Source organism: Cellulomonas fimi ATCC 484 (genome assembly GCF_000212695.1).
In the GTDB taxonomy this organism is placed as follows: domain Bacteria; phylum Actinomycetota; class Actinomycetes; order Actinomycetales; family Cellulomonadaceae; genus Cellulomonas; species Cellulomonas fimi.
Genome location: NC_015514.1, coordinates 3,210,750 through 3,236,801 on the forward strand (window position 1 = coordinate 3,210,750; position 26,052 = coordinate 3,236,801).

Annotated in this window: 25 protein-coding genes; 5 read left to right on the top strand and 20 right to left on the bottom strand. The window is 76.1% G+C overall.

All coding sequences use genetic code 11. The features are described 5' to 3' along the window. Positions 1–46: 46 nt before the first annotated feature. Positions 47–808, top strand: a complete 762-nt coding sequence (locus CELF_RS14505; protein WP_041554437.1) for a phosphotransferase — start codon at positions 47–49, stop codon at positions 806–808. A gap of 24 nt (positions 809–832) precedes the next feature. On the opposite strand, the gene CELF_RS14510 is transcribed toward CELF_RS14505, so the two are convergent. From CELF_RS14510 to sigE, 7 genes are all read right to left on the bottom strand, one after another. Further along, positions 833–1,825 (bottom strand): YihY/virulence factor BrkB family protein, encoded by a 993-nt coding sequence (locus CELF_RS14510; RefSeq protein WP_013772024.1) that lies wholly within the window; start codon positions 1,823–1,825, stop codon positions 833–835. Between the two features lie 9 nt (positions 1,826–1,834). Then, positions 1,835–2,449: a 2'-5' RNA ligase family protein gene (locus tag CELF_RS14515; RefSeq protein WP_013772025.1), complete on the bottom strand. Its 615-nt coding sequence runs from the start codon at positions 2,447–2,449 to the stop codon at positions 1,835–1,837. Then, entirely contained in the window at positions 2,446–3,510 is a 1,065-nt protein-coding gene (gene trpS / locus CELF_RS14520) for a tryptophan--tRNA ligase (RefSeq protein ID WP_013772026.1), read from the bottom strand. Before trpS ends, CELF_RS14515 begins: the two co-directional genes overlap by 4 nt. Positions 3,511–3,661: 151 nt before the next feature. Beyond that, positions 3,662–4,060, bottom strand: coding sequence for a twin-arginine translocase TatA/TatE family subunit (locus CELF_RS14525; protein ID WP_013772027.1), 399 nt, complete (start codon positions 4,058–4,060; stop codon positions 3,662–3,664). 112 nt (positions 4,061–4,172) lie between these two features. After that, positions 4,173–5,690: a S1C family serine protease gene (locus CELF_RS14530; RefSeq protein WP_013772028.1), complete on the bottom strand. Its 1,518-nt coding sequence runs from the start codon at positions 5,688–5,690 to the stop codon at positions 4,173–4,175. Continuing rightward, positions 5,687–6,661 (bottom strand): zf-HC2 domain-containing protein, encoded by a 975-nt coding sequence (locus tag CELF_RS14535; protein WP_013772029.1) that lies wholly within the window; start codon positions 6,659–6,661, stop codon positions 5,687–5,689. Before CELF_RS14535 ends, CELF_RS14530 begins: the two co-directional genes overlap by 4 nt. Next, a complete protein-coding gene (sigE, locus tag CELF_RS14540; protein ID WP_013772030.1) occupies positions 6,658–7,254 on the bottom strand; it encodes an RNA polymerase sigma factor SigE in 597 nt (198 codons plus the stop codon). Before sigE ends, CELF_RS14535 begins: the two co-directional genes overlap by 4 nt. Before the next feature lie 236 nt (positions 7,255–7,490). Between sigE and CELF_RS14545 the strand changes: the two genes are divergently transcribed. Continuing rightward, positions 7,491–8,123: an O-methyltransferase gene (locus CELF_RS14545; RefSeq protein WP_041554444.1), complete on the top strand. Its 633-nt coding sequence runs from the start codon at positions 7,491–7,493 to the stop codon at positions 8,121–8,123. Positions 8,124–8,238: 115 nt separating this feature from the next. On the opposite strand, the gene CELF_RS14550 is transcribed toward CELF_RS14545, so the two are convergent. The 6 genes from CELF_RS14550 to dapE form a co-directional block, all read right to left on the bottom strand. Continuing rightward, positions 8,239–9,831 carry a leucyl aminopeptidase family protein gene (locus CELF_RS14550; protein ID WP_013772032.1) on the bottom strand — a complete coding sequence of 531 codons (1,593 nt, stop codon included), beginning with the start codon at positions 9,829–9,831 and terminating at the stop codon, positions 8,239–8,241. Between the two features lie 16 nt (positions 9,832–9,847). Next, entirely contained in the window at positions 9,848–10,015 is a 168-nt protein-coding gene (locus CELF_RS20025) for a DUF3117 domain-containing protein (protein ID WP_013772033.1), read from the bottom strand. A 201-nt stretch (positions 10,016–10,216) separates the two neighbouring features. Further along, positions 10,217–11,476, bottom strand: coding sequence for a hypothetical protein (locus tag CELF_RS14555; RefSeq protein ID WP_013772034.1), 1,260 nt, complete (start codon positions 11,474–11,476; stop codon positions 10,217–10,219). Beyond that, positions 11,473–12,399, bottom strand: a complete 927-nt coding sequence (folP, locus tag CELF_RS14560) for a dihydropteroate synthase (protein WP_013772035.1) — start codon at positions 12,397–12,399, stop codon at positions 11,473–11,475. Before folP ends, CELF_RS14555 begins: the two co-directional genes overlap by 4 nt. After that, positions 12,396–13,214, bottom strand: a complete 819-nt coding sequence (locus CELF_RS14565) for an LOG family protein (RefSeq protein WP_013772036.1) — start codon at positions 13,212–13,214, stop codon at positions 12,396–12,398. Before CELF_RS14565 ends, folP begins: the two co-directional genes overlap by 4 nt. 97 nt (positions 13,215–13,311) lie before the next feature. Then, positions 13,312–14,412 carry a succinyl-diaminopimelate desuccinylase gene (gene dapE / locus CELF_RS14570; protein ID WP_013772037.1) on the bottom strand — a complete coding sequence of 367 codons (1,101 nt, stop codon included), beginning with the start codon at positions 14,410–14,412 and terminating at the stop codon, positions 13,312–13,314. Between the two features lie 87 nt (positions 14,413–14,499). Between dapE and dapD the strand changes: the two genes are divergently transcribed. Continuing rightward, the gene (dapD, locus tag CELF_RS14575; RefSeq protein WP_013772038.1) at positions 14,500–15,468 is read left to right on the top strand and encodes a 2,3,4,5-tetrahydropyridine-2,6-dicarboxylate N-succinyltransferase; all 969 of its coding nucleotides are present in this window, start codon (positions 14,500–14,502) and stop codon (positions 15,466–15,468) included. Positions 15,469–15,472: 4 nt separating this feature from the next. Beyond that, positions 15,473–16,381 carry a hypothetical protein gene (locus tag CELF_RS20725; protein ID WP_013772039.1) on the top strand — a complete coding sequence of 303 codons (909 nt, stop codon included), beginning with the start codon at positions 15,473–15,475 and terminating at the stop codon, positions 16,379–16,381. Between the two features lie 123 nt (positions 16,382–16,504). On the opposite strand, the gene CELF_RS14585 is transcribed toward CELF_RS20725, so the two are convergent. The 3 genes from CELF_RS14585 to fdxA all read right to left on the bottom strand — a co-directional run bounded on the left by CELF_RS14585 (position 16,505) and on the right by fdxA (position 19,489). Beyond that, positions 16,505–17,803, bottom strand: a complete 1,299-nt coding sequence (locus CELF_RS14585; protein ID WP_013772040.1) for a citrate synthase — start codon at positions 17,801–17,803, stop codon at positions 16,505–16,507. A gap of 198 nt (positions 17,804–18,001) precedes the next feature. After that, a complete protein-coding gene (dapC, locus tag CELF_RS14590; RefSeq protein ID WP_013772041.1) occupies positions 18,002–19,153 on the bottom strand; it encodes a succinyldiaminopimelate transaminase in 1,152 nt (383 codons plus the stop codon). A gap of 9 nt (positions 19,154–19,162) precedes the next feature. Continuing rightward, on the bottom strand, positions 19,163–19,489 hold the full coding sequence (fdxA, locus tag CELF_RS14595; RefSeq protein WP_013772042.1) for a ferredoxin: 327 nt from the start codon (positions 19,487–19,489) through the stop codon (positions 19,163–19,165). 85 nt (positions 19,490–19,574) lie between these two features. Here fdxA and CELF_RS14600 point away from each other — a divergent pair, with 85 nt between their 5' ends. Beyond that, complete coding sequence (locus CELF_RS14600; protein ID WP_041554446.1) at positions 19,575–19,811, top strand: putative acetyltransferase; 237 nt, start codon at positions 19,575–19,577, stop codon at positions 19,809–19,811. A 28-nt stretch (positions 19,812–19,839) separates the two neighbouring features. Here CELF_RS14600 and CELF_RS19620 read toward each other — a convergent pair whose 3' ends face one another. From CELF_RS19620 to CELF_RS14620, 4 genes are all read right to left on the bottom strand, one after another. Then, a complete protein-coding gene (locus tag CELF_RS19620; RefSeq protein WP_013772044.1) occupies positions 19,840–24,039 on the bottom strand; it encodes a VanW family protein in 4,200 nt (1,399 codons plus the stop codon). Positions 24,040–24,184: 145 nt separating this feature from the next. Further along, complete coding sequence (locus tag CELF_RS14610) at positions 24,185–24,682, bottom strand: flavin reductase family protein (RefSeq protein ID WP_013772045.1); 498 nt, start codon at positions 24,680–24,682, stop codon at positions 24,185–24,187. After that, entirely contained in the window at positions 24,679–25,098 is a 420-nt protein-coding gene (locus CELF_RS19625; RefSeq protein ID WP_013772046.1) for a hypothetical protein, read from the bottom strand. Before CELF_RS19625 ends, CELF_RS14610 begins: the two co-directional genes overlap by 4 nt. A gap of 5 nt (positions 25,099–25,103) precedes the next feature. Then, positions 25,104–26,051, bottom strand: a complete 948-nt coding sequence (locus tag CELF_RS14620) for a PIG-L family deacetylase (RefSeq protein ID WP_013772047.1) — start codon at positions 26,049–26,051, stop codon at positions 25,104–25,106. Position 26,052: the final 1 nt, after the last annotated feature.

Here is a 26,052-nt window from a genome sequence, read left to right on the forward strand (position 1 = left end):
CGCCGACAACGGCGCGCTGACGCGTCCGTCCCGTACGGTGTCGCGCGTGCAGCCCGCCGACGACGCGACCGAGATCCCGCTCGAGGGCGGCAACGTCGGAGGCGCCGTGCGCGTCGGCGAGACCGTCCGGCGGCCGACCGGCCCGTGGACGCCCGCGGTGCACGAGCTGCTCGACTTCCTCGCGACGACGGACCTGCCGCACGTGCCGCGCGTGCTCGGCACCGACGACCGCGGCCGCGAGGTCCTCACCTACCTGCCCGGCCGCGTCGTGCCGATCGGCGTGGAGCCGCTCACGGACGCGCAGGTGCGGTCGGCGATGCGGTGGCTGCGGCACTTCCACGAGGTCGTCCGGGGCTTCCCCCGGGACGGCCGCCGGTGGCGCTTCGTCGAGCGCGCGCTGGAGCCCGGCGAGATCGTCTGCCACCACGACGTGGCCATGTACAACCTGGCGTTCGACGGCGACGAGCTCGCGGGCGTCTTCGACTGGGACGTCGCCGGACCCGGTCGGCCGGTCGACGACCTCGCGATCTTCGCGTGGAACGGGCCGCTGCTGTTCCCCGACGGCGACCCGGCGGCCGCCGCGCACGACCTTCGCGTCATGGCGGAGGCGTACGGCGACGTCTCGCCTGCGGCGATCCTGGACCACGTCACGGTGCGCATGACCGACGCGTCCGACCGGATCGAGGAGGGTCAGCGGCGCGGGGACCCCGGCATGCTGCGGCTCGGCGAGATCGGCGAGCCGGCGTCGACACGGGCTCGGGTCGCGACCCTGCGCGGCCACCTCCCCGCCATTCGCGCCCTGCTCTGACGCCGGGCCCGCGGGTGACGCCCGTCAGTCCGCGCCGACCGGGCTCTCCACGTCCTGCGGCTTCTCCTGCGGCGGGTCCGCGGTCCAGGCCGCGGCGAGCAGCACGATGCGGGCCAGCAGGTTGACCCAGACCAGCAGCGTCACGACGACGGCGAACGACGCGAGCAGCGGGTTGCGGGTCGCGCTGCTCGCCACGACGGACGTCCCGAGCAGCCGCACGGCACCCATCCCGGTCGCGGCGATGAGGGCGCCGCCGCGCAGGTCCCGCCACGCCGGGCGCTGACCCGCGAGGAACCACACGACCAGCAGGAACATGCCCGCGTCGACGACGAACGACACGAGCGCGGCGACCACCGTGCCGGGCCCGGCGGTCCAGCCCAGGAGGCCGGTGAGCCAGCGGGCCGCGGCCGTCGCGGCGGTGGTGAGCACCGCGGAGAGCAGCACGGCGAGCGCGATGCCGACGAACCCGCCGACCTCGCGCAGCTTCGACAGCACCGCGTTGTCGCCGCTGACGCGCCCGAACATCGCCCGCACGCCCGTGCGCAGCGCGGCGGTCGCGGAGATCGCGCTCAGGACGAGGACGACGAGGGCGACGACGCCGGCGACGGTCAGCGCCGGGCTCAGCACGAGGGTCGCGGGGTCCACCAGGCCGTCGTTCTCACCGGTGTCGATGAGTCCGGGCAGCGTCTGGTCGATCGCGTCGAGCACCTGCTGGCGCAGCGCGGCGTCGTCGCCGAGCACGGCCATGAACGCGGTGTAGCCGATCGTGAGGCCCGCGAAGACGGAGAACAGCGCCGCGTAGGCGATGCCGCCCGACAGCAGTGCGCCACCTGCCGCGCCGAACCGGGCGTTCGCACGCGCGGGGCGGGTCTGCTGCCACCAGGCGAGCAGCGCCTTGCCGCGCTCGACGAGGGACGGCCGGGGCGCCGGGGTGCGGGCGGCCTCGGTGCGCTCGGCCCGTGCCTGCGCGGCACCCGACCCCGCGGCCGGGCCGACCGTGCCGGTGCCTCTCGCCATGGACCGACCCTAGGTCGGCCGCACTACCTCGGCATCCGCGCCGTCGGCCCGTCCGGCCGCAGCCGTGGGGTCCACGCCGTCGCGCTGCCCGTCGAGCGCGAAGTCCTGTACGGGCCGCCACACGCCGTCGTCCCCGTGCAGGTAGCTGTGGAACGCGGTCACCACGAACTCGGCGACGAACCCCGCCACACCCGCCTCGGCGGCGTCGAGCTGCGCGTCCGGAACCTCGTGCGCCACCGTGACGTGCGGGTGGTACGCGAAGCGGACCTCCTGGTGGAGCACGCCCGACCGCACGCTGCGCTCGAGCGCCGCGCACCCCTGCGCCCCTTCGACGAGCGGCACGAACACGACGGGCGACACGGGCCGGAACGTGCCGGACCCCTGCAGGCGCACCCGGAACGGCACGTGCTCGGCCGCGGCGCGCGCCAGGTGCGCCTCGATCTCGTCGACGTCGCCCGGCTCGACGACGGTCGGGCCGAGCAGCGTGATGTGCGGCGGGATGAAGTCCGCGAGGGGGTCGCCGTACCGGGCCCGCGCAGCGCGCAGCGCGCCGCTCCACGGCTCGGGCACCGTCACGGCGACCCCGATCCGCAGCTGGTCGCCGGTGCGTTCCGGCAACCTCATGCGGGCGTCCGTGCGTCGACGAGCGCGTCGACGGCCGCGTGCCGGGCACCCCGGCGCCGCAGCAGCCCGAACCGGTCGTACAGCCGCTCGAGCGTCGGCGCCGCGAGCGCCTGCGCCCGGTCGGCACCGTCGGCGAGGACCTCGTCGAGCGACGCCGGGTCGGCGAGGTAGCCGTGCACCCGCTCCTGGAACGGGGCGAGGAACCCGACGACGACCTCCGCGAGGTCCTTCTTCAGGTCGCCGTAGCCCTTGCCGTCGTAGTCGGCGACGATCGCGTCGACCGGCCGGCCCGTGAGGGCCGAGTAGATCGTCAGGAGGTTCGAGATGCCGGGCTTCGCGGCGGGGTCGAACCGGATCTCACGCTCGGCGTCCGTCACGGCGGACCGGATCCGCTTCGCCACGACCTTCGGGTCGTCGAGCAGCTCGATGAGGCCGTTGGGGCTCTCGGCCGACTTGCTCATCTTCGACGTCGGGTCCTGCAGGTCGTAGATCTTGGCGGTCGCCTTGACGATGTGCGGGTCCGGCACGACGGCGGTACCCGGGCCGAACCGCTGGTTGAGCCGCTGCGCCAGGTCGCGCGACAGCTCGAGGTGCTGGCGCTGGTCCTCGCCGACCGGGACGAGGTTGGTGTCGTACAGCAGGATGTCCGCCGCCATGAGCACCGGGTACGTGAACAGGCCGACCGTCGTGCCCTCCGACCCCTGCTTGCTCGACTTGTCCTTGAACTGCGTCATCCGGCCCGCCTCGCCGAAGCCGGTCTGGCAGGACAGCAGCCACGCCAGCTCGGCGTGCTCGGGGACGTGCGACTGCACGAACAGGATCGAGCGCGCCGGGTCCACGCCCGCCGCGAGGAACTGGGCGGCGGTCCGGCGGGTGCGGTCCCGCAGGACGGCCGGGTCCGGGTTGACCGTCAGGGCGTGCAGGTCGACGACGCAGTAGATCGCGTCGTGCTCGTCCTGCAGGGCGACCCACTGCGTCAGGGCGCCGAGGTAGTTCCCGAGCTGGAGGGAGTCGGACGTGGGCTGCATCCCGGAGAAGATGCGCGAGCGGTGCGTGGCCATGCGGACCATCAGTCCATTCTGTCGGGTGCCGGCCCCTGCCGAGGGCGGGGTCCGGGCGGAGCGGGGGTGTGCGTCGTGCGGGCGGCCTGCGTCCGTCGGGCGTCGGCGCCCGGCCGTCGGCGGCCTGCGAGGACCCGCGGACGCGGGACCGTCAGGTGGCTTCGTCGTCGAACGGCGCGCTGCGCCATCGCTCGCCGGACGCGCCCGCGACCCCGGTCGCGGCAGCAGCCGCGGCGGTCTTGACGGGTGCCGGCGGGCGGGCCGCAGCCGCGGCCGTGCGGGCGGAGGCGGGCGGCAGGTCGTCGAGCAGCGCCTCGCGCACGATGCGACGCGGGTCGTACTTGCGCGGGTCGAGCGCCGCCCAGTCGACGTCGCGGGCCTCCTCGCCCAGCTCCTCGTCGACGCGCGCCTTGGCGTCGGAGGCGAACTGGCGTGCCCGGCGGACCCAGTGGCCCAGCTGTTCCGCGTACCTCGGCAGGCGCTCGGGGCCGATCACGAAGGCCGCGACGAGGAAGAGCACGAGCAGCTCTCCGCCGTTGATTCCGAACACCGGGTCAGGGTACCCCGCGCCCGCTGCCCGCAGGCGTCGGTCCGGCCCGCCCCCCGGGCACGACCGCGCGTCCCGGCGCGACCCGCCGACGGGGCGGCGGGGGCGGCGGGCGTCAGCGGGCGTCGGCCTCGTCGAGGCGCACGCGCACGTCCCGCTCGTCCGACCCGGTCCGGACCCGGAGCACCACGGTCTCGCCCGGCGTGCGGGCACGGATCGCCACGATGAGCTCGTCCGGGTCGGTGACCGGGCGCCCGTCGATCGCGAGGATCACGTCGCCGCGCCGGATCCCGGCACGCTCCGCAGGGCCGTCCGGGCTGACCGCCGCCGTCCCGTCCTGGTCCTCCGTGGAGACCTGCACGCCCTCCCCCACGTACCGCTGGTCGAGCAGCACCCCGATGATCGGGTACGTCGCACGGCCCGTCTCGATGAGCTGCTCGGCGGTGCGGCGCACCTGGTCGGACGGGATCGCGAAGCCGAGGCCGATGCTGCCGCCCGCGGGCGCGAGCGTGCCCGGCGGCTGCGCGATCGCCGAGTTCACGCCGATCACCTCGCCGGCCGCGTTGACGAGCGGCCCGCCGGAGTTGCCGGGGTTGATCGCCGCGTCCGTCTGGATCGCGTTGATGAACGCCGTGTCGCCGCCCTCGTCGCCCGCCGACACCGGGCGGTTGAGCGCGCTCACGATCCCGGTCGTCACGGTGCCGGCGAGCCCGAGCGGCGCGCCCACCGCGACCACCGGGTCGCCGACGACGACGGCCCCCGAGTCGCCCAGCAGGAGCGGCGTGAGCCCGTCCACCTCGACCTTGATGACCGCGAGGTCGTACTCCGAGGTGCGGCCGACGATCGACGCGCTCTCCTCGCTGCCGTCCGCGAACGTCACGACGACGCTCGTCGACGCCGCCTCCGCCGCCTGCGCGACGACGTGGTTGTTCGTGACGATGTAGCCGTCGGCGCGCAGCACGAAGCCCGACCCGGTCGAGGCGCCCTCCGGCCCGTCGACGTCGATCGACACCACGCTCGGCAGCACCGTCGACGCGATCCCCGCGACCGACTCCGGGGGGCGCGACTCGTCGGCCGAGCCGGCGACGGCGGCCGGCAGACCCGCGTCGCGCAGGTGGTCGTCGTCGCCGATCCGCGCGCCCAGGACCCCGCCGAGGACGCCCGCCACGAGCGCGAGCAGGACGAGCGGGACGACCCAGGCGACGGACAGGACACGGCGGCGGCGCCGGGTCGCGACCACGGGCGCCGGGTGCGGTGCGGCAACGGCGTACGACGGGATCGCGTCGTGGTGCGGCGGGGCCGCGTGCGGGCCGGCGGCGTCGGACGGGCCGGGAGCACCGTAGGGCGCGGGCGCACCGTAGGGAGCCGGTGCGCCGAACGGGGTGGGTGCGCCGAACGGGGCCGGTGCGCCGTGGGGCGCGGGTGCCGGGGCGGGTCCGGGCGCGGCGGGACGCGGACCGGCGGGGGCCTCGGACCCCGCCTGCGCTGCCCGCGGAGCAGTCGGAGCGGTCGGCAGCGGCCGACGCCCGGACGGGGAGGCGAACGGGTTGTCCTGCGGGATTGACGCCGGCACGGGTCCGGACCCGACGGGCCCGCTCGTCGGGCGCTGCGCGTCGTCGTCGGGCGTCGTCATGGGGTCTGCAGGGCTCCTGTCACGGTCTGCCATCCGCGGGTGATCCGCGCGGGCACCCCGTCGTCGTAGGCGCCCCCGGGAAAGGCTGCCACGAGCGGAGCGAGCACGTCGTGCCCGCTCGCGCCGACGACCTGCACGACCGTCGAGCCGCACTGCCACGCGACGTGCGTCGGCTGCACGGACAGCAGGTACACCGACCGGCCGCCGACCTCGTGCTCCCCCGCCCCCGCGAGCGCGTCGGCGTCGAGGCGGCCCTGCTGCTCGGTGACGACGACGGACCCGCCCGGCCCCGACAGGTCGACCTCGAGCACGTCGCCGTCCTCGCCGGACCACTGCAGACCCGTGACGGACCAGCCGGGCGGGAGGTCGGTGGGGAACGACCACGAGTGGGACCGCAGCCACGAGGCCACCTGCGTGTCGACCTCGCCGCCCTCGACGGCGTCCTCGAGCGCCGGGCGGCCGTCGACGGTCCCGTCGGACGTGGTCTGCGCGAGCAGCTCCAGGTCGGCGCCGGGGTGACTCACGGGGACGATGTCGGGCCGCTCCCCCAGGACGAACAGCATCGCGGCGACGGCGCCGAACCCGGCGACGGACCCGACCGCGAGCCGCACGGGGTTGCGGCGCGCGGTCACCGAGCCGTGCAGCGTCTCCCGCCCGGTCCACGAGCGCGGCACGAGCCCGGCAGCGGCGAGCGCCGTCCGGTCCGGCGGTGCGGCGAACGGGTCGCGCGACGGGAAGGGACGCACGGCGCCCGGCCCGTCGGGCGCGAGCGACAGGAGCCGCGCCGTGAGGTCAGGGGCGGGCGGCACGTCGTCGGCGGCGGCCGCGAGGGCCCGGCGCGCGGCCCGTGCCGCGGCGAGCTCGCCCGCGCACGCGGGGCACAGCGCGACGTGCGCGAGCGCACGTTCCGTCGCGGTGACCGAGAGCTGCCCGTCGACCAGCGCGCTGATCCGCGACCCGAGGTGGCTCATCCCGCACGCCCCGGCGCGCTCGGGGCGGCGACCGCCTCGTCGTCCGCCGCGGCCCGCCCGGCGTCGGGCGCGAGGTGCTCGAGCGAGACGCGCAGCCGCGCACGGGCCCGGTGGATGCGCGAGCGCACGGTGCCGAGCTTGATGCCGAGGGTGACCGCGATCTCCTCGTAGGACAGGCCCTCGATGTCGCACAGGACGACCGCCGCGCGGTACTCCGGCGGCAGCTCGTCGAGCGCGCGCTGCACGTCGTGGTCGAGGTTGCCGTGCTCGAACGCCCGCTCCGGGCTCGACAGGTGGTCCCCCGAGGGCAGGCGGTCCTGCTCCTCGCCCATCGCGTCCATCCGGATGCGCTGGCGGCGGCGCGCCTGGTCGAGGAACAGGTTGGTGGTGATGCGGTGCAGCCACCCCTCGAACGTGCCGGGGGTGTACGTGCTCAGGGAGCGGAACACCCGGACGAACGTCTCCTGGGTGAGGTCCTCCGCGTCCTGCCGATTGCCGGTCAGGCGGTAGGCCAGCCGGTAGACGCGCGCCGAGTGGTCCCGGACGATCTGCTCCCACGTCGGCGGCTGCCAGGCGGCCGGGGGCGTGGTCATCGTGTCGGGCTCCTTGGTCGTCGTGCTGCGGGCCACCAGTCTCCCAGGTCGTGCGGACGTGTTCGACTCGGTGCAACGCGCGAGGGGTCCCGGAAGTTCCGCACCGGCCGCACGGGACGCCTCCCGGACCGTCGCCGGACGCACCGATAGGCTGCTCGCACCCCACGTCGACCGGCACGAGCGCCGCACCTGGCCGCCGCGCACCCGACACGAGCACCGCACCACGGGAGGTCGCCATCTCCACCGACAAGGCCCAGAGCTGGGTCTACTGCGAGGAGTTCCTCCCCGAGGACGACGTGCTGCTGCGCGCCCGGGAGCGGGCGGCGCAGCTCGGCTGCGTGCCGGTCCTGCCCGGCTCGGGCGCGGCGCTGTCCGTCCTCGCCGCGGCGGCCGGCGCGCGCGCCGTCGTCGAGATCGGCACGGGCGCCGGCGTCGGCTCGCTCTACCTGCTGCGTGGCATGCCCGCGGACGGCGTCCTGACGACGATCGACATCGAGGTCGAGCACCAGCGGGCCGCCAAGGAGGCGTTCGCCGAGGAGGGTGTCCGGGCGACGCGCACGCGCACCATCTCGGGCCGCGCCCTCGACGTCCTGCCCCGGCTCACGGACGGCGGGTACGACCTCGTGTTCGTCGACGCCGACAAGGGCTCCTACCCCGGCTACGTCGAGCAGGCCGTGCGGCTCCTGCGGCCCGGCGGCGTGCTGGCCGTCGACAACGCGCTGTGGCACGACCGCGTCGCGGACCCGGCCCGCCGGGACGAGACGACGACCACGATCCGCGAGGTCGGGCGCGTCGTGCGGGCGGACGACCGGCTGGTCCCGGCGCTGCTGCCGACGGGCGACGGGCTGCTGGTGGCCGTCCGTCGCTGACGCGGACGCCGGCCCGCCCGCGCGCGTGCGGAGGCACGCGGACCGCCGACGCCCGGGTCCGCGCCACACGCCGACCTCCGGCGGCCGCCGACGGGTGCGACGAGCCCGGCGGCCGTCAGCGCAGGTCGCTCAGGTACTCCAGGAGCAGCCGTGCGCCGAAGCCCGTGGCGCCCTCGGTGACCTCGTGCTTGTCCCCGGCGGCCCGCGCAGGGCCGGCGATGTCGAGGTGCGCCCAGCGCCGCGTGCCGACGAAGTGGCGCAGGAACAGCGCGGCCGTGATGGAGCCGCCACCGATCCGCCGGTCGAGGGGCACGTGCCGCAGGTCCGCCACCTCGGAGCGGACCGCCTCCTCGTACTCCTCGACGAGGGGCATGGGCCACGCGAGCTCGCCCGAGCGCTCCCCGGCAGCTGCGAGGTCCGCGACGACCTCGTCGTCCGACCCGTACAGCGCGGCGTGCTGCTTGCCGAGACCGAGCGTCGCGGCGCCCGTGAGCGTCGCGACGTCCACGAGGACGTCGGGGTCCAGCTCGGCGTCGGCCCAGGCGAGCGCGTCGGCGAGCACGAGCCGGCCCTCGGCGTCGGTGTTCGCGATCTCGACGGTCGTGCCGCCGAACTGCGTGAGGACGTCCCCTGGACGGTAGGACGCCGCGCCGACGTGGTTCTCGGCGAGCGGCAGCACGGCGGTGACGCGGTGCGCGACGCCCGCCTCGGCCGCGGCCAGGACGGTCGCGAGCGCGACGGCGGCACCGGTCATGTCCGTCTTCATCGGGACCATCGCCTCGCGCGGCTTGATCGACAGGCCGCCCGTGTCGTACGTGATGCCCTTGCCGACCACCACGACGTGCCGCGCGACGTCCGGCGTCGCGGGCGTGTACGCGACCGTCACCAGCCGGGGCGGTGACGCGGAGCCCGCGCCGACGGCGAGGATCCCGCCGAAGCCCTGGGCGGCCAGCTCGCGCGGGCCGCGGACGGTGACCTCGAGCCCGGCCTGACGGCCGAGCCGGCGCGCCTGCTCCGCGAGCCAGGCGGGGTTCTTCGTGCTCGACGGGGTCGCGGCGAGGTCGCGCGCGAGCCACGTGGCGCGGGCCGCAGTCCGGCCGGCGGCGACCGCGGCACCCGTGCGGGTCCCGTCGCGGCCGAGCAGGACGAGCGACGCAGGCTCCGGGTCCGGGGTCCCCGTCGCGAGCGTCGGCGTGCGGTAGGCCGCGAGCAGGTAGCCCTCGGTGAGGGCCCGTGCGGCCGCGGCCTCCTGCGAGGCGTCCTGGGCGGCGTAGGCGCCGACGGTCGTGACGACGCGGCGCAGACCACGGGTCGCGCGGGCGAGCGCGGCGCCGGCCCGGCGGACGTCACGCGGGGAGCCGTCGCCCACGCCGACGAGGACGAGTCGCGGCGGCAGCCCCTGCCAGGGCAGCGTGACGGCCGACCCGACCGGCCGCGGGAGCTGCAGGACGTACGCCTCGCCGGCCGCACCCGTCAGGCGGACGCGCTCGGCGATCTCGGCGAGGTCGACGCCGTAGCGGGCGGCCGCGTCGGCGGTGCCCTCGCGGGGCTGCACGCCGTCGTCCCCGCTGCGCGCGGGTGCGACGGGGACGGCGACCGCGTCGGTCGTGCCGTCCGTCAGCAGCGGGCTCGTGGCGAGAGCGCCGCCGACGAGGGCCACCTCCGGCGGGGTGCGGCCGATGGTCGTGGTCGGGGTCGGCCGTGCCATCTCGTGCGGTCCGTCGTCAGGAGACGACGGACGTCAGGGCCTCGCCCAGCTCGGCGGCCTCGGTCGCGTTGAGCTCGACCACCAGCCGTCCACCGCCCTCGAGCGGGACGCGCATGACGATGCCGCGCCCCTCCTTGGTCACCTCGAGCGGTCCGTCACCGGTCCTCGGCTTCATCGCGGCCATGCGGGGGGCCTCTCCTTCGCCTCGTACGTACCGACCGGGCGCCCGGGCGCGCGGGTGCGCGCGCACGACGAGAGCCCGAGATGCCGGTTGTCCGGGACCATCTTAGTTCACGATCGGTCCTCTACCTCGACCGATGGCGCACGAGACGCCCGGACGGACCGCGGGCCGGACAGGCGTCCAGGGACACGCGCGGCGGGCCGATCACGGAGGCCAGCCCTGCGGCGGGGTCAGCCGCCACATGTTCCACACCCAGACGAGCTGGAGCGCGAGCATGACGACGATCACACCCGCGAGCCACAGACGGCGCGCCGCCGGCGGTCGCCGCACGACCCCCGCGGTCACGGTCGCGAGCGGGAACGCGAGCAGCAGGAAGCGCGCGAGGCTGCTGCCGGGCTCGATCACGGCCGCGATGTAGAGCAGGTACGCCGCCGGCCAGGTGTGCAGCTCGTTGCCGAGCCGCCACGCCGCCGGCACGACGAGGCACGCGAGCACGAGCCCGAAGCCCGCGGCCAGCACCCACGGCGCGCGGTCCTGGAACCAGAACTCCGACACGTACCCCCACGCCCCGAACGGCGCGACCTCGCGCACGCCGCGCCACGCCTCCTGCGTCTGCAGGTAGCCGTCGGGGACGCCGGTGACCCACCCGCAGATGAGCATCCACGCGACGCCGGAGACCGCGGCCGCGGCCGCGAGCGCGGTCAGGCCGCCCAGGTCACGCGCGCGCAGCCGGTCCTCGCCACGGCGGCTCGCGCGCCACCGGACCAGCGCGTGCACGACGATGACGACCGCCATCGGGAGCGCGACGGCGCGCGTGAAGCCCAGCGCCAGCACCACGGCGGCCGTCGGGAGGTACCGGCGCTGCACCAGGAGCAGCAGGGCCGACGCGATGAGCAGCAGCGCGAGCGACTCGGTGTAGGCCACCTGCGTGACGACGGCCGTCGGGAACGCGGTGACGAGCGCGACCGTCGCGAGCGGCAGCCCCGGTCGGGCGGCGACGGCGCGCGGCGCGCCGACCTCGACGAGCCGGTGGATGACGACCGCGGCGCCCGCGCCGAGGGCGAGCGCCGTGAGCGGCGCGACGACGTACCAGGGCCCCGTCGTCAGCGTCATGAGGCCGCGCACGAGCAGCGGGAACAGGGGGAAGAACGCCCAGACGTTCTGCTGGACGAGACCGTCCTCGCCGACGGGGAGCGTCGACGGGTAGCCCTGCTCCGCCGCCTGCCGGTACCAGCTCGCGTCCCACATGAGCCCGGTGAACTCCAGGTACCCCGGCCTGGCCCGCGTCCAGTAGTTCTCGACCTGGCCCTGCGCGGTGACGACGAGCGCGACCGCGCTGAACGCACGGCCGGCGAGGAACACCGCGAGGGCCTGCACCCACCACGGCCACGTCCGCGGGTCCAGCCGGGGCGACGGGCGGGACGGGGCCTCGTCGGCGCCCGTCACAGCCTGCTCGGCGCTCATGCGAGCCCCCGCACGGCCCGCGCCGGCGGCCGGTCCCCACGGACGACCGCGACCATGTCGAGGGTGCGGCGCGTCGCGGCGACGTCGTGCACCCGGAACACGCGCGCACCGAGCCACGCGGCGACCGACGTCGCGGCGAGCGTGCCCTCGAGCCGCTCGTCGACCGGCAGGTCGAGGCTCTCGCCGACGAAGTCCTTGCGGGACAGCGCCATGAGGACGGGGTGACCGAGCGCGACGAGCGCCGCCGTGCGGCGGACCAGGTGCAGCGAGTGCCACGTGTTCTTGCCGAAGTCGTGCGTCGGGTCGACGAGCACCGACCCCGGGTCCACGCCGAGCGCGACCGCACGGGCGGCGCCCGCGGTCACGGTCGCCACCACGTCGTCGAGCACGCCGTCGAGCCCGTCGTCCGGGTCCTCGAGCGGTCCGCTGCGCGGGTACTCGACGCGCAGCGGGTCGGTGCGCGGCCGCGCGCCGCCGGTGTGCGAGCAGACGACGCCCAGGCCGTGCTCGGCCGCGACCTCCACGAGCCGCGGGTCGTGGCCTGCCCACGTGTCGTTGACGAGGTCGACGCCCTCCGCGGCCGCGGCTCGCGCCACCTCCGCACGCCACGTGTCGATGCTGACGAGCAGCTCCGGGTGCCGGGCACGCACGCGCGCGACGAGCGGGACGACGCGCGCGATCTCCTCGGCGACGTCGACGCGCGGACCCCGGCCGGCGCGGACGCCGCCGAGGTCGACGAGGTCCGCCCCCTCCTCGACCGCGCGGTCCACCGCGGCGTCCGCGGACGCGTCGTCGTGCCGCGCGGCGGCGTAGAACGAGTCGGGCGTCCGGTTGACCACGGCCATCACGACGGGCCCGCCGTCGCCGACGACGCGGCCGCGCAGCCGCAGGTGTGCCCCCGCCGGCGGTACGGCCGTGCTCACCCCGCGCCCTCGGGCGACGTCTCCGCCTCCGCGGTCGCGCTGGCCGCCGCCTCCTCGTGGGCGCGCAGCTCGGCGCCGCGCGTGCGGACGATGTCGACGGCCTCCTCGGCGTCGTCGACGACCTGGAGCAGCTCCAGGTCCACGGCGGAGATCATGCCGCGGTCCAGCGCGGCGCTGCGCAGCCAGTCCAGCAGGCCCTGCCAGTACGACCGGCCGACGAGCACGATCGGGAAGCTCGTGACCTTGTGGGTCTGGACGAGCGTGAGGGCCTCGAACAGCTCGTCGAACGTCCCGAACCCGCCGGGCAGCACCACGAAGCCCTCGGAGTACTTGACGAACATCGTCTTGCGGGCGAAGAAGTAACGGAAGTTCACGCCGAGGTCGACGTAGCCGTTCATGCCCTGCTCGAACGGCAGCTCGATGCCGAGCCCGACGGACAGCCCGCCCGCCGCGGCGGCCCCCCGGTTCGCGGCCTCCATGATCCCGGGGCCTCCCCCGGTGATGACGGCGTACCCGGCCTCGGCGAGCCGGCGCCCGACCTCCACGCCGACCGCGTACTCGGGGCTGTCGTCCGGGGTGCGCGCCGAGCCGAACACGCTGACGGCAGGGCCGACTTCCGCGAGCGCCCCGAAACCCTCGACGAACTCGCTCTGGATCCGCATGACGCGCCACGGGTCGTCGTGCAGCCAGGAGGCGCCGTCGCCGCTGCTCAGCAGGCGCTGGTCGGACGTGCTGGAGGGGATCTGCCGTCCGCGCAGGAGCACCGGCCCCTTGCGGTATCCCCGGCCCGGTGCGGGCTGACCGTCGTCGCTCATGGGGTGACTCTAGGCCGCACCCGGGCCTGTCGCGTGGCGGTGCCGGGAGCCGGCCGGATGATCACGTCCCCACCCCCCGTGCGTGCTCCCGACCTGGTCAGGCCGTCAGCCAGGCCCGCAGCGCGGCGTACGACCCGTGGATCTGCGCGACCGGGCAGCGCTCGTCGTCCTTGTGCGCGAGCAGCGGGTCGCCGGGACCGAAGTTGACGGCCGGCACGCCCAGCGCGCTGAACCGCGCGACGTCGGTCCAGCCGAGCTTCGCCGCCGGCACTCCCCCGGTGACCGCGAGGACGACGTCCGCGAACGCCGCGGCCGCCGGGTGCTGGAGCCCCGGTCGCGCGCCGGGTGCGGCGTCGGTCACGACGACGTCGTAGCCGGCGAAGAGCTCCTGCACGTGCGCGGTCGCCTCGGCGACGTCGCGCGAGGGCGCGAAGCGGTAGTTGACGGTGACGACGCACGAGTCCGGGATGACGTTGGCCGCGGTGCCGCCCGAGACGAGCACGGCGTTGAGCCCCTCGCGGTACTCGAGCCCGTCGACCTCGACGACGGCCGGCTCGTACGCCTCCAGGCGCCGCAGCACCTCGCCGGCGGCGTGGATCGCGTTGCGGCCCGTCCACGCGCGCGCCGAGTGCGCGGCGACGCCGGTCAGGCGCACCTCGGCGCGCAGCGTCCCGTTGCAGCCGCCCTCGAGGCCACCGTCGGTCGGCTCGCACAGCACGGCGAAGTCGCACGCGACCCAGTCCGGGTGGTCGCGCACGAGCCGGCCGAGGCCGTTGAGGTCCGCCGCGACCTCCTCGTGGTCGTAGAACACCCAGGTGACGTCGTGCGCAGGCTGGTCGAGCTCGGCCGCGAGTGCGAGCTGCACCGCGACTCCCGCCTTCATGTCGACCGTGCCGCGACCCCAGACGACCGCGTCGTCCCCCTCGCCCTCGACGCGCGTCGGCAGGTTGTCCGCGAGCGGCACGGTGTCGAGGTGGCCCGCGACGACGACGCGCGACCCACGTCCCAGCCGGGTGCGTGCGACGACCGCGTCGCCGTCCCGCAAGACCTCGAGGTGCGGGTACGCACGCAGCGCGGTCTCGACGGCATCGGCCAGCGTCGCCTCGTCACCGGAGACGGACGGCACGTCGCACACCGCACGGGTCAGGGCGACCAGGTCGCCGCGCAGGTCCAGGACGGGGGTGCTCGCGCCGCTCACGGGCCGACCCTAGCCGCCGGGCGCGCGGTGCGGCGGGGCCGTCCGCTACCGCACGGTAGGTCGCGGGCGTTGTCTAGGGTTGTCGGCATGACAGCACGCACGGCCTGGGGCTTCGGCCTGGCCACGATCGCCGCCGACGGCGCCACGCTCGACACCTGGTACCCCGCGCCCGCGCTGGGCGAGCCGCCCGCCGACGCCGTCGCCCCCGCCGAGCTCACGGCCGCCGCACGCGTCGACGAGGCGCGAGGCGTCAGCGTCGAGGTCGTGCTGACCGTGGTGGACCTCGACTCCCCGCCCGCGGACACCGCCGACGCGTACCTGCGCCTGCACCTGCTGTCGCACCGCCTCGTCGCCCCGCACGGCCAGAACCTCGACGGCGTCTTCGGCGTCCTGCCCAACGTCGTGTGGACGGACCGCGGCCCGTGCGCGGTCGAGGGCTTCGAGCTCACCCGTGCCCGGCTGCGCGCCGCGACGGGCGTCCCCGTCACGGTGCTCGGCGTCGACAAGTTCCCGCGCATGGTCGACTACGTCGTCCCGTCCGGGGTGCGGGTGGCCGACGCGGACCGCGTGCGCCTGGGCGCGCACCTCGCGGCCGGCACGACCGTGATGCACGAGGGGTTCGTCAACTTCAACGCCGGCACGCTCGGCACGTCGATGGTCGAGGGCCGCATCTCCTCGGGCGTCGTCGTGGGCGACGGCTCGGACGTCGGCGGCGGCGCGTCGATCATGGGCACGCTGTCCGGCGGCGGGAAGGTCGTCGTGTCCGTCGGCCGGCGCAGCCTGCTCGGCGCGAACTCGGGGCTGGGCATCGCCCTCGGCGACGACTGCGTCGTCGAGGCCGGCCTGTACGTCACCGCGGGCACCAAGGTCACGCTCATCGGCTGGGGCGCCGACGGCAGCCCCGACACGGCCGCCGAGCCCCGCGTGGTCAAGGCGCGCGAGCTCGCAGGCGCGCACGGCGTGCTGTTCCGCCGCAACTCGCTCACCGGCGGTGTCGAGGCGGTCGCCCGCGCAGGCGCCGGGGTCGAGCTCAACGCCGCGCTGCACGCGAACTGACGCCGTGGCCCGCCGCCGCTCCCGTCGACGCACCGCGACCCGCGTCGGCTGCGGCGCGCTCGCGCTCGTCGTGGTGCTCGCAGCGGCCGTCGCCGGCGTCGTCGGGCTGCTGCGCGCTCACGAGAGCGCGCCGCCCCTCGTCCAGCGGTGCGCGGCGACGATCGACGGCACGAGCTGGTACCTGGACCCCGAGCAGGCGGACAACGCCGCGCTCGTCGCGGGCACCGCGGTGCGCCGTGGGCTGCCCGCGCGGGCCGCGACGATCGGCCTGGCGACCGCGCTGCAGGAGTCGAAGCTCGTCAACGTCGACTACGGCGACCGCGACTCGCTCGGGCTGTTCCAGCAGCGTCCCTCCCAGGGCTGGGGCACGCCCGAGCAGATCCTCGACCCCGTCTACGCGACGGGACGCTTCTACGACGGGCTCGTCGAGGTCGACGGCTACCAGGACCTGCCGATCACCGAGGCGGCGCAGGCCGTGCAGCGCTCGGGCTTCCCGGACGCCTACGCGCAGCACGAGGGCCGGTCGCGCGCCTGGGCGTCCGCGCTCACGGGTTGGTCGCCGGCGGCCGTGACCTGCACGCTCGACGACGCCGCGCCGGGCACCGTCGACGCCGCAACGGTGACGGCGCGCCTGCACCGCGACCTCGGCGAGCTCCCGGTCACCACGTCGACCGACGACGCGGGGCGCACCGTCCTGCTCGTCGACCCGTCGCCCCTGACGGTCGTGGACCCGAGCGGTGCCGGACGGGTCACCTGGGCGGTCGCGCAGTGGGGCGTCGCCGTCGCGTCGCCGCTCGGCCTGGCGCGTGTCGAGGCGGGCGGGCGCGTGTGGGACCGCGGCGCGCAGGAGTGGACCGCGGCCGCAGCGACCGCCTCCCCCGACGACGGCATCGTGCGGCTGACCCTGTCCTGACGCGCGCGCGGACCGGCCGGCCGGAGCGGTGCGACCCGCACGGCCGTCACGGCGTCGCGCGCCGGGGCCCGGACGTGCGACGACGCCGGAGCCGTCGGTGACGGTCCGGCGTCGTCGGCGGGCTCAGCGGTCGGCGACCTGCACGTAGTCGCGCTCGGTCGCGCCCGTGTACACCTGGCGCGGGCGGCCGATCTTCGTCTGCGGGTCGAGCATCATCTCGCGCCACTGCGCGATCCAGCCGGGCATGCGGCCGAGCGCGAACAGCGGCGTGAACATCGACTCCGAGAAGCCCATCGCCTTGTAGATGAGGCCCGTGTAGAAGTCCACGTTCGGGTAGAGCTTGCGGGACACGAAGTAGTCGTCGTTGAGCGCGATCTCCTCGAGCCCGCGGGCCAGGTCGAGCAGCTCGTCGTCCTTGCCGAGGGCAGCCAGCACCGCGTCGGCGCTCTCCTTCACGTTCGCCGCGCGCGGGTCGTAGTTCTTGTAGACGCGGTGCCCGAAGCCCATGAGGCGGACGCCGGGCTCCTTGTCCTTGACGCGCTTCATGAACGCCGAGGCGTCGCCGCCGTTCGCCTTGATCTCGGCGAGCATCTTGAGCACGGCCTCGTTGGCGCCGCCGTGCAGCGGGCCGGACAGCGCGTTGATGCCCGCCGCGACCGAGGCGTACAGGTTGGCGTTGGAGGAGCCGACGATCCGCACCGTCGACGTCGAGCAGTTCTGCTCGTGGTCGGCGTGCAGGATGAGCAGCTTGTCGAGGGCCCGAACGACGACCGGGTCGGGCTCGTACTGCTGGTACGGCACCGCGAAGGTCATGCGCAGGAAGTCCTCGACGTACCCGCGCGAGTAGTCGGGGTACAGCAGCGGCTCGCCCTTGGACGTGCGGTGCACGTAGGACGTGATGGTGCGCGTCTTCGCCAGGATCAGGACGGTCGCGAGCTCGACGGCCTCGGGGTCGTGCGGGTCGAGCGACTCCGGGTAGAACGTCGACAGCGCGTTGAGCGCCGACGACATGACCGCCATCGGGTGCGCGTTGCGCGGGAACGTCCCCATGAACGTCCGGAAGTCCTCGTGCACCAGCGTGTGCCGGTTGACGCGCTCCTCGAACGCCTGCAGCTCGCTGGTGCTCGGCAGCGCGCCGTGGATCAGCAGGTACGCGACCTCGAGGAACGAGGAGTGCTCCGCGAGCTGCTCGATCGGGTAGCCGCGGTAGCGCAGGATGCCGGCGTCGCCGTCGATGTAGGTGATCTTCGACTCGCACGACGCGGTGTTCATGAAGCCCGGGTCGACCGTGACGAGCCCGGTGTCGCGCAGCAGCGTGGCGACGACGATGCCGTCGTTCCCCTCGGACGCGGTCACGACCGGCAGGTCCCGGGACTGCCCGTCGACGATCAGCTGGACCGGCGCGGCGACGACGTCCGACATGTGGTTCCTTCCTGCGACGCCCCGGGCCCAGGAGGTGCGCTGGGCTCGGGTTCGGTCGGTTCGTGCGGCCTGCTCGGCCAGCTGCTGGGGCCCTCGTTGGCCAGCTCGACGGTACCTGCGGCTAGCCTGCCCTGACCAATCCTCGACGGGACCTGGGTCCCGGTGTGACAGTCGTCACAAGTGCTCTCTCGGCGGTGCTCACGCGCCCGCCAGACGCGCCGCCGCGACGGCCGCGCGCTCGTCCGAGACGGTGAGCGCCACGCGCACGTGACCCGCCGCCGCGGCGCCGTAGAACTCCCCCGGCGCGACGAGGATGCCCTGCCCGGCGAGGTCCCCGACGGTCGCCCAGCAGTCCTGCCGCGCCCCCTCCGGTCGCACCCACAGGTAGAGCCCGGCCGACGACCGGTCGACCGCGTACCCGGCGCCCTCGAACGCCGCCCGCAGCAGCCCGCGCCGCCGGCGGTACCGCTCGCGCTGCTCCGCGACGTGCGCGTCGTCGTCCAGCGCCGCGGTCGTGACCGCCTGCACCGGCCCGGGCACGATCATGCCCATGTGCTTGCGGACCTCGAGCAGCGACGCCACCAGGGCGGGGTCGCCCGCGACGAAGGCTGCACGGTAGCCCGCGAGGTTCGACTGCTTGGACAGCGAGTACACCGCGAGCAGACCCGTGAGGTCGCCGCCCGTGACGCGCGGGTCCAGCACGCTCGGCACGCCCGACGACGCCCACGGCTCGTCCCACGCGAGCTCCGCGTAGCACTCGTCCGACGCGACCACGACCGGATGCCCGTCACGCTCCGCCGCGGCCCGCGCCGCGTCGACGACCCGGCGCAGCTCCTCGACCCCGAGCACCGACCCGTCCGGGTTGCCCGGCGAGTTCAGCCACACGAGCCGCACGTCCCCCGCGCGCTGCTCGAGCAGCGTCGCCGGGTCGGCGGTCGGGACCGGCGTGGCGCCAGCGAGCCGGGCGCCGACGTCGTAGGTCGGGTACGCCGTCGCCGGGTGCAGCACCACGTCGCCCGCGCCCAGGCCGAGCAGCGACGGCAGCAGCGCGACGAGCTCCTTCGAGCCGACTGTCGGGAGCACCGCCCGCGGGTCCAGGCCCGGGACTCCGCGCCGGCGCGCGAACCAGCGCACGACCGCGTCGCGCAGGTCCGGCGTGCCGTGCGTCAGCGGGTACCCCGGCCAGTCCGCCGCCTCGGCGAGCGCGTCACGCACCACCTGCGGCGTCGGGTCGACCGGGGTGCCGACCGACAGGTCGACGATGCCGTCCGGGTGGGCGCGCGCGCGTTCCGCGTAGGGCGTGAGCGTGTCCCAGGGGAAGTCCGGCAGCGTGCCGGTGACCAGGCCCAACGGCGCTGGTCAGTCGCCGTGCACGCGCAGCGGCAGCGTGGCGATGATCGGGTGGTCCTTGTCGATCTCACCCATCTTCGCGGCGCCGCCCGGCGAGCCGAGGTCGTCGAAGAACTCGACGTTCGCCTTGTAGTACTCGCTCCACTGCTCGGGGACGTCGTCCTCGTAGTAGATCGCCTCGACCGGGCACACCGGCTCGCACGCCCCGCAGTCGACGCACTCGTCGGGGTGGATGTACAGCGACCGCTTGCCCTCGTAGATGCAGTCCACGGGACATTCCTCGATGCACGCCTTGTCCTTGACGTCCACACAAGGCTCGGCGATCACATACGTCACGGTGCGTCCTCCAACGCGCAGGGGGTCTGCCTAGTATCCCCCACATGCGACGCGGCGTGACCTGGTGTCCACGGTGGTGGACGACGTGAGCACCGACTGGCGGGAGTTCGTGCCCGGCGAGCGGGTCGTCGTGCGGCGTCGCCGCCCCGACGAGCCCGGCGCAGGAGAGCCCCGGCTCACCGACGTGCTCGGCGAGGTGCTGCGGTGCGACGACGACGGCCTGACCGTCCGCACCCGCGCGGGCGTCGTCGACGTGCCCGCCGCCGACGTGTTCCTCGCCAAGCGCGTCCCCCCGCCCCCGCCCCGCCGCGACCGCCGCTGACGCCGAGCGCCCGCGGCGGTCGCGAGGGTCACGGCGTCGGGGCGGCTCCCGGCGTCGGCGCGGTCCCGCACACGACCTTGTTCTGCGGCTTGTACCGCCACGAGTTCGTGTCGGTGTCCTTGAGCTCGCCGTCGAGGTAGAGCTTGCGGGTCACCGTGACCGAGAAGCCCGGGTTGCCCGCGGACTGCGGCTCGCACGTCGGCGACTGCGAGTACACCGTCGTCGGCGACACGACGCCCGAGCGCGGGCTCGTCGTCGACTCCACCGTCCAGTACTTCGTGCCCCAGATCCGCACGTACACCCGCCCGCCGTCGACCCACGCCTGTACGAGCGCGCCGTACGGCGTGTTGTTCTTCCAGCGCATGTCGAGCGTGCCCGTGAAGATCGTCGCCTCACGGCCCTCCGGGTAGCGCGCGAACCACTCGCTGTGCGGCTTGTGCTCGACGTCCTCGAAGCCGGCGAAGTGCGCCGCGTTGTACGTCGTCGTCGAGATCTGCGACAGGCCGCCGCCCCACGCGTCGACGTGCTCCCCGCTGACGATCGCGCCCGCCTGCACGTAGCCATGCGCCGCGTCGACCGGCCCCAGCGCCTCCGTGAGGCTGAACGTCTCGCCGGGACGGACCAGCGTGCCGCTGATGTTCGCCGCGCCGTTCGTGATGTTGCGTGTGCGGCGCGGCTCCGCCGTCAGGGGCGTCGAGAACTCCGACACGATCTCCTTGACGCCGAGGGCCTCCAGCTCCGCCGTCGACTCGCTCGGGTCGGACTGCACCAGCTCGACGCGGGCCGTCCGGTCCGGCGCGACCGCCGCACCCGCCACCGCCGTCGCCAGCGCGGCCGGGTCCAGCGTCGTCCCCGGCGTCCCCGGCACGATCACCGGCGTCCCCGACGACAGGTCGAAGTGCGCGTCCTCCGACGTCGTGAGCAGGTCCGGCAGCTGGCCCAGCACCGACTCGACGAGCGCCTCGCCGTTGAGCTGCAGGACCAGGTCCCCGTCCGTCGGCACGAGCGACGCGTTCGCCGTCAGCACGTCCGGCTCGAGCGTGGCCTGCCGGTCGGCGACCGCGACCGTCACCGGCGCCGACGCGAGCGGCGTCGCGACGTCCGCGAGCGCCGCGTCCGTCTCCGCCTGCGTGATGTCGGGCTCGACCGTGGTCGTCGGCAGCTCGAGCGGGCGCTCACCCGCGAGCCAGTCCCGCCGGACCACGTCGAGCGCACCCTCCGAGTCGAGCTCCCAGCCGTCGACGGCCTGCGTCGCGTGCGCCTCGCCGTCCGCGAAGACGACCGTCCCGTCGACCGGGGCCAGCACGAGCGAGGACCCGAGGCCCTCGACCGCCGACTCCAGCGCCGCGTCGTCCACGGACGTCACCGGCGTCGTCTCGCCCGCGCCGACCACGTGCCGCCACAGCCGCGCGGGCTCCGCGAGCCGGACGCCCGTGAGCCCGTCGACCGTCGCCTGCGGGTCGAACGTCAGGCCCGCCGCGGCGGGGTCGATCGTCGCCTGCACGTCCTGCGCCTCGACCGGGATCGGCTCCGTCGACGCGTCCGCGAGCGACTCCTCGAGCCGTGCGACGGCGTCCTGCGACGTCAGCCCGCCGATGTCGACGCCCGCGACCGTCGCCCCGTTCGGCACGCGGTCGCCCAGCGCGTACGACGCACCGACGTACCCGCCGACCAGCACGACCAGCACGATCGCGACCACGAGCAGCGGCTTGAGCCACGGCCGGCGCCGCTCCTCCGGCTCGAACACGTCGAGCGGCGACGGCTCGCGCTCCTCCGCGGGCTGCGGAGGCACCGGGCCGGACGCGATCCGCGGCGTGAGGGGGTCCGGGCGGCTGCCGCCGACCGGCGAGAACGGGCCGGCCGCGGCCGGTGCCGCCGCGGTGCCCGCCGCGCGTGCCGGCTCGGGCGGTGCCGCGGGAGGCCGCGGACCCGAGGTGGGCGGGGCAGCCGGCGCCTGGCCGGCCGCGGGGCGCGCGGCCGGGTTCGGCACCGCGCCGCCCGACCCCGCCGGCGCCGTCGGCGGGGTCACGGGACGAGTCGGGGGCGTCGTCGTGGCAGCGGAGGAGGCTCCGGCCGCCGAGGAGGCGACGGCTGCGGAGGAGGTCCCTGCCGCGGCGGCTGCGGCAGCCGTCGCCGCCGCACCCGGGTAAGTCGCTCCCGCGGGCCGCACCGGCGCGGGGCCCGTGGGAGGCACGGCTCCGGCCGCGCCACCCGGTGCCGCGCCAGCCGCCGCCGGATGCCCCGCGCCCGGCGCGCTCGCGCCGCTCGGGCCGGGCGCGCCTGCGCCGGTCGAGCCTGCGCCGGTCGGGCCGGGCGCGCCTGCCCCGCTCGGGCCGGGCGCGCCTGCGCCGGTCGGTCCGGCAGAGGTCGGCGTCGCGGTCCGCGCGGGGGGCTGCGGGGCCGCCGGCGACGCAGGACCGCCGGCCGCGGAGGCCGTGGGCTGCGCCGGTGCCGAACGGGGCGGCCCGGCCTGCTGGGCCGGGGGCTGCGTGGTCGACGAGGCCGGGGTCGGCGAGGCCGTGGCCGGGGACGGCGCAGCCGCCGCGGGTGCGGTCGCCGGGAGCGCGGGCGGGGCGCCCGCGGGTGTGGTCGCCGGGGGCGCGGCCGGAGTGCCCGCGGGAGCGTTCGCCGACGGGACGGCCGGAGCGCCTGCCGCGGCCGCTGCACGCGGAGCGGCCGGGGCCTCGGGCGCCGGCTCGGCGCTGGTCGGGCGGGTCGCCGCGGACGACCGGTCCTCGGCGGCGGGGTGCCCGGCTCCTGCGAGCGCCTGCGCCGGTGCGGCAGTGCCGGGAGCAGCGCTCGTCTGCTCCGGGCCGGCCGCGGAGGCAGCGGGCGTCGACGGTGTCGCGGGCGGTTCCGTCGCCGGCCCGGCGGGCGCGGACGTCTCCGTCGTCCGGGCGGCGGAGGCGGCGGACGTCCCGGCTTCGGGAGTCGAGCTCGCCACGACCGGTGTCCCGGTCGCCTCGCCGGTGGGCACGGGCGGCGAGGTGCGCACGGGAGCGGCGCTGGTCGCACCGCCCCAGACGGGCCAGACGGGGGCCTCCGCGTCGGCGGGCGAGGTGCCCGCACCAGCGTCGTCGGCGCGCGAGGACTCGGAGGTCGCAGCGGCGTCGGGGGCACGCTCCGCGCCGAGGTCGCGGCCGGCCGGCCGGTCACCGCTGGCCGACGCGGGCGTGGCGTCCGTGGTCGGCTCGGTGGCGGTCGCAGTCGGCGTCGCGCTCTCGCGTGCGGTGGGCGGCGTCGCGGCGGCGTCGCCCGGCGTCACGGAGCCGGTGTCCGCGGCGCCTGGCACGCCGGCACCCGTCGAGCGGTCCTCGGCGGGCGTCGTGGCGTGCTCGGCGACCACCGCGTCGTCCTCGGTGGACGCGGTGGCACCGGTGACAGCGGCGGCGGAGGCGTCGACCGGGGAGCCCGCGTGCGGCTCGGCGAGCTCGCCACGGCCCTCGGCACCCGCGTCCGCTGCCGGGTCGGCACCGGAGTCCTCGACGGTGGGCGCGTCGGTCGCGGCGTCGCCACGCGAGGAGTCGTCGACCGTCGCGGCACCGATCGGGGCGTCGTCGGCAGTCACGTCGCGTGCAGGGGCGCCGTCCGCGGGCACGTCGGCAGCGGTCCTGTCGTCGGCGGTCACGTCGGCCGCGGTCGCGTCGACGGCGTCCGTTCCAGCGGCGTCGGCGACGGCCGTGTCAGCGGCAGCGGCGTCGGCGGCGGTCGCGTCGGCGGTGTCCGAGTCAGCGGCGCTCACGTTGGCGGCGGTCGCGTCAGCGGCGCCCAAGTCGGCGGCGGTGGCGTCGGCGGTGTCCGAGTCGGCGGCGGTCGCGTCGGCGGCGGTCGCGTCGGCGGTGGTCACGTCGGCGGTGGTCACGTCGGCGGTGGTCACGTCGGCGGTGGTCACGGCATGTGCCGCGGCGTCGTCGCCGATCGCGGCACCGGCCGCGGCGTCCTCGGCGGTCGTCTCGTCCGCAGGAGCGTCGCCATCCGTCCCCGCACCGGCAGCCTCAGCCGTGGTGGCGGGCACCGCGTCGGCGTCCTCACCGACCCCGGTCGAGCCGGGGACGGGGTCGGCGGTGCCGGGCTCCGTCGCGTCGTCGGGTGCCTGGTCGGCGCCGTCGGTACCGGTCTCGTCCGAGGGGGTGTCGGCGCCGGCCGGGTCCACGACGGGGACCGCCCTCGTCTCGTCGGCGGCGGCGTCCGGCCGGTCGGTCGTGTCGCGGTCGGTCCGGTCGCTCATCCTGCTCCCCTGCGGTCTGCGCGCGCGTCGTGCGCCCGCGCGATTCTACGGCCCTTGCCTGGGACGATCGTGCGAGGTCAGGCCGCGCCGGGGTGCTTTCTCACCCGCCGCGCGCAGGTCGGGCACAGGTCCGCCACGCGGGCGGTCAGCGGACGCCGCGCACCCGGCCGCGCAGGTGGACGAGTCCCCCGGCGTCGGGCGCGCCCTGCTGCGCGGCCAGGACGGTCCCGACGACGACGTCGTGGTCGCCGGCCCGGTGGACGTCGGCGGTCCGGCAGTCGAACCAGGCGGCGGCGCCGTCGAGCCAGGCGGCGTCGGTCGTGGCCGAGCGGCGGTGCGGGACACGCGCGAGCTGGTCGAACGCGGGCCGGCCCGCGGACGCGAGCCAGTCCGCGGTGGGGGCCTGGTCGTCGGCGAGGACGGAGACGGCCCACGTGTCGACGTCGTCGAGGGCGTCGCGCAGACGCGCGTCGGTGTGCACGCAGAACAGGAGCATCGGGGGCTCGAGCGACACCGACACGACGGACCCGACGGTCGCGGCGTGGTCGGTCCCGCGCCAGCGCAGCGTCACGACGGCCACACCTGCGGGCAGGCGGCCGACGGCGGCACGGAACACGTCCGCGGGCAGGGCCGCGGACGTCACGGTGCGGGGTCCGGGGCGGGCTGGACCTCGTCCGTGGTGCGGGCGGGCCGCTCGGTGCGCGGCTCGTCCCGGAAGAGCCCGCGGGGGGCGAGCGCGGCGGCGACGAGCGCGGCGGCCGCGGCCAGCACCCACACCCAGCCGATCCCCTGCTGCGCGGGGACGAGGACGTCGCCGCCGGGGCCGGTGCGGGCGAGCGTGGTGACGCTGAGGAACATCCCGCCGGCGAAGCCCCCGAGCGCGACTCCCCCGGCCCACGCACGGGACAGCAGTCCCGCCCCGAGGACGAGGAGCACGCACAGCAGCAGGCCCCAGGGCGGGGTGCTGCGGTGCATGACGGTCCCCACGGCCCCCACGAGGAGGCCGAGGACGAAGGTCGCGGCGGCCTTGCCGAGCGCGCCGGGCGTCAGGGGATGCACGCGCGTCAGGCTACCGGCCGGATCCCGGCGACCCCGGTCAGGGTCGAGGTGGTGCCGCGCGCGAGCCGGTAGCCCTCCGTGGGCAGCAGCGGGGCGAGGACGTCGTTGCTGAGCGCGTAGCGGCCGACGAGGGCGTCGTCGCCGTCGACGGCCTCGACCGCCTGCACCTGGGTCCCGTGGGCGCGCAGCGCGGCGAGGACCGCGTCCCGGACGGGCGGGACGGCGACCTCGACGTCGACGGAGGGGACCGCGACGGACGGCAGGTCGCCGCCGGGATCGGGGGCGGTGAGCAGTCGGTCGCCGCGTGCCGCACCGGAGGCGTCCGCGGTGGGGGCCAGGGCGCGGTACGCCGCGCGCAGGGCGTCCTCGCGCTGCGCGGCCCACAGGACGGTCGGCACCCGGTGCGCCGGGTGGTCGTCGTCGGCGGCCGTGGCGGCGAGCTCGAGCGCGCGCTCCGTGACGCGGTGGGCGTGCACGTGGTCCGGGTGCCCGTACCCGCCGGCGGGCTCGTAGGTGACGACCACGTCCGGGCGTCGGTCACGCAGGACGCGCGCGAGGCGCGCCGCGGCGACGTCGACGGGCACCGCGACGAACGCGCGGGGCGGCACGTCGGCGGTGCTTCCCGCAAGACCGGCGCCGAGCCACGCCATGCCGGAGTCCTCGTAGCGGTCGGCACGAGGGCCCGCCGCTCCGTCGAGGAAGACGTGGTCGCGCACGCCGAGCGCCGCGAGCGCGCGCGCGAGCTCACCCTCCCGGTGCGCGGCGAGCGCGGGGCCGTCGCCCTCGAGGTGCGCCAGGTCCGCGCCGATGACCTCGCCCCGCTCGCCGCGCGTGCAGGTCACGACGGTGACGGGCCGCTCGGCGTGGGCCCAGGTGGCGAGCAGCGCGCCGGTCGACAGGCTCTCGTCGTCGGGGTGCGCGTGCACCGCGACGACCCCGCCGACCGGCGTCACG